Source organism: Streptomyces sp. UH6, from assembly GCF_013421635.1.
Lineage (GTDB): Bacteria > Actinomycetota > Actinomycetes > Streptomycetales > Streptomycetaceae > Streptomyces > Streptomyces abyssomicinicus.
Genome location: NZ_JACADT010000558.1, coordinates 1 through 3,751, shown reverse-complemented (window position 1 = coordinate 3,751; position 3,751 = coordinate 1). Strand labels below are relative to the sequence as shown.

Genomic DNA, 3,751 nt, shown 5'->3' with positions numbered 1-3,751 from the left:
TGGCCTCCCGCCTGGCGGCCGCCCTCGCCCCGGAGGTCACCGAGGCCCTCGCCCGCCACCCGCTGCGCGAACTGGTCGGCGCCTGCGACCCGTTGCCGCTGCTGGTGGAACGTGAGCGGGCCCTGTACGGGGCCTGGTACGAGTTCTTCCCCCGTTCCGAGGGCGCGGTCGTGCCCGAGGACGCCCCGCCGGTGAGCGGCACCTTCGCGACGGCCGCCGAACGCCTCCCGGCGATCGCCGCCATGGGCTTCGACGTCGTCTACCTGCCGCCGGTCCACCCCATCGGCCGGACCCACCGCAAGGGCCCCAACAACACCCTCTCCGCCCACGAGTGGGACGTCGGCGTCCCCTGGGCGATCGGCTCGCCCGAGGGCGGCCACGACGCGGTCCACCCGGACCTCGGGACGATCGAGGACTTCGACGCCTTCGTGGCGAAGGCCGCGGAGCACGGCCTGGAGATCGCGCTGGACTTCGCCCTCCAGTGCTCACCGGACCACCCCTGGGTCGAGAAGCACCCCGACTGGTTCCACCACCGGCCCGACGGGTCGATCGCGTACGCGGAGAACCCGCCGAAGAAGTACCAGGACATCTACCCGATCGCCTTCGACCGGGACATGGACGGCCTGGTCGAGGAGACCGTCCGCGTTCTGAGGTTCTGGATGGAGCACGGCGTCCGCGTCTTCCGCGTGGACAACCCGCACACCAAGCCCGTGGTGTTCTGGGAACGGGTCATCGGCACCGTCAACGCCACCGACCCCGACGTGATCTTCCTGGCCGAGGCGTTCACCCGCCCCGCCATGATGCGCACCCTCGCCCAGACCGGGTTCCAGCAGTCCTACACCTACTTCACCTGGCGGAACACCAAGGAGGAGATCACCGAACACCTCTCCGAGCTCAGCCAGGAGTCGGCGCCCTACCTGAGGCCCAACCTGTTCGTGAACACCCCGGACATCCTGCACGGCTACCTCCAGCGCGGCGGACGCCCCGCCTTCGAGGTCCGGGCCGTCCTGGCGGCCACCCTCTCCCCCACCTGGGGCGTCTACGCCGGCTACGAACTCTGCGAGAACACGCCCGTGCGCGAGGGCAGCGAGGAGTACCTGGACTCGGAGAAGTACCAGCTCCGGCCGCGCGACTGGGAGGCCGCCGAGCGCGACGGCCGCACCATCGCCCCGCTGATCACCCGGCTCAACGCGATCCGCCGCGCCAGCCCCGCCCTGCGCCACCTGCGCAACCTGCGCTTCCACCACGCCGACAAGGACGAGGTGATCGCGTACTCCAAGCGGCACGGATCGAACACGGTTCTGGTGGTGGCGAACCTGGACCCGCACCACACCCAGGAGGCCACGGTGTCGTTGGACATGCCGCAACTCGGCCTGGACTGGCACGAGTCGGTACCGGTGCGCGACGAGCTCACCGGTGAGACCTATCACTGGGGCAGGGCCGCCTATGTACGCCTCGGACCCGGGGGAGCACATGTGCTGACCGTCGGCGCCGGTGGCGACGACGTCCTGCGACCGTCCTCACCGCAGATCGGAGGGTCACCCACCACATGATCGTCAACGAGCCCGTCCCGGACACGTTCGAAGACACCCCCGCCCGTGACCGGGACCCGGACTGGTTCAAACGCGCCGTCTTCTACGAGGTGCTGGTCCGCTCCTTCCAGGACTCCAACGGCGACGGCGTCGGGGACCTGAAGGGCATCACCGCCAAACTCGACTATCTGCAATGGCTCGGCGTGGACTGCCTGTGGCTGCCGCCGTTCTTCAAGTCACCGCTGCGCGACGGCGGGTACGACGTCTCCGACTACACCGCCGTGCTCCCGGAGTTCGGCGACCTGGCCGACTTCGTGGAGTTCGTCGACGCGGCCCACCAGCGGGGCATGCGGGTGATCATCGACTTCGTCATGAACCACACCAGCGACCAGCACCCGTGGTTCCAGGAGTCCCGCAAGGACCCCGACGGCCCGTACGGCGACTACTACGTCTGGGCCGACGACGACAAGCAGTACCAGGACGCCCGGATCATCTTCGTGGACACCGAGACGTCCAACTGGACCTTCGACCCGGTGCGCAAGCAGTACTACTGGCACCGGTTCTTCTCCCACCAGCCGGACCTCAACTACGAGAACCCGGCCGTGCAGGAGGAGATCGTCTCCGCGCTGCGGTTCTGGCTGGACCTGGGGATCGACGGCTTCCGTCTCGACGCGGTGCCCTACCTGTACCAGCAGGAGGGCACCAACTGCGAGAACCTGCCGGCCACGCACCAGTTCCTGAAGCGGGTCCGCAAGGAGATCGACGCGCACTACCCGGACACCGTGCTGCTGGCGGAGGCCAACCAGTGGCCGGAGGACGTGGTCGACTACTTCGGCGACTTCGCCTCCGGCGGCGACGAGTGCCACATGGCGTTCCACTTCCCGGTCATGCCCCGCATCTTCATGGCGGTGCGCCGGGAGTCGCGCTACCCGGTCTCCGAGGTCCTGGCGAAGACGCCGGCGATCCCCGAGAACTGCCAGTGGGGGATCTTCCTGCGCAACCACGACGAGCTGACCCTGGAGATGGTCACCGACGAGGAACGCGACTACATGTACGCGGAGTACGCCAAGGACCCGCGGATGCGGGCCAACATCGGCATCCGCCGCCGTCTCGCGCCCCTCCTGGACAACGACCGCAACCAGATCGAGCTCTTCACCGCCCTGCTGCTCTCGCTGCCGGGATCGCCGGTCCTGTATTACGGCGACGAGATCGGCATGGGCGACAACATCTGGCTCGGCGACCGCGACGGGGTGCGCACCCCCATGCAGTGGACGCCCGACCGCAACGCCGGGTTCTCCTCCTGCGACCCCGGCCGGCTCTACCTGCCGACCATCATGGACCCGGTCTTCGGCTACCAGGTCACCAACGTCGAGGCGTCCATGGCGTCGCCGTCGTCGCTGCTGCACTGGACCCGCCGGATGATCGAGATCCGCAAGCAGAACCCGGCGTTCGGCCTGGGCGCGTACACCGAACTCCCCTCCTCCAACCCGGCGGTGCTCGCGTTCCTGCGCGAGTACGAGGACGACACGGTGCTGTGCGTGCACAACTTCTCCCGCTTCGCCCAGCCCACCGAGCTGGACCTGCGGGAGTTCACCGGCCTGCACCCGGTGGAGCTGATCGGCGGGGTGCGCTTCCCGGCGATCGGGGAGCTGCCGTACCTGCTGACCCTGGCGGGCCACGGCTTCTACTGGTTCCGCCTCCGCAAGGACCTGGCGTAGGAGGACCGGGCACAACCGGACAGGTCCGTCGTGAGGCGGTTTCGGCCGCCTCACGACGGGCACGCGAAAGCACCCGCTCCCCCGCCCCCCAGGGGAAAGGACGCGACGTCATGTCGGAAGCCTCGCCGTACGCCCCCGCCCGCTCCGCCGTGCCCGGGCCGTCCCTGCCCGCCTCGCTGGAACCGCTGCTCCTGGAGTGGCTGCCGCGCCGACGCTGGTTCGCCGGCAAGGGGAGCCCGCTCTCCCACGTCTCGGTGGTGACCGAGACGGAACTGCTGCCGCTGCCCGCCTCCGGGAACCAGCCGGGGCTGGTGCACCTGCTGGTCCGCGCCGGCCGGACCCCCGGCGACTGCTACCAGTTGCTGCTCGGTGTGCGCCGCACCCTGCCGCCCCGGCTGGCCCCGGCCCTCGTCGGCCACCTCCGACACGGACCGTTCGCCGGCGCGACGGTCTACGACGCGCTGCACGACCCGCGCGCGACCGGCCTGCTGCTGGAGGCGC

2 protein-coding genes and 1 pseudogene are annotated in these 3,751 nt (G+C 69.7%); all 3 read left to right on the top strand.

Annotated features, from left to right (window positions below; genetic code table 11):
• Positions 1-1,553, top strand: a 1,553-nt coding sequence (locus HW445_RS21955) for a DUF3459 domain-containing protein (RefSeq protein ID WP_180222692.1), incomplete at its 5' end; no start/stop codon positions are given.
• Positions 1,550-3,250, top strand: a complete 1,701-nt coding sequence (treS, locus tag HW445_RS21950) for a maltose alpha-D-glucosyltransferase (RefSeq protein WP_180222691.1) — start codon at positions 1,550-1,552, stop codon at positions 3,248-3,250. The genes HW445_RS21955 and treS, both read left to right, overlap by 4 nt.
• 110 nt (positions 3,251-3,360) lie before the next feature.
• Positions 3,361-3,751 (top strand): annotated as a pseudogene (locus HW445_RS21945) (maltokinase); the annotation flags it as partial.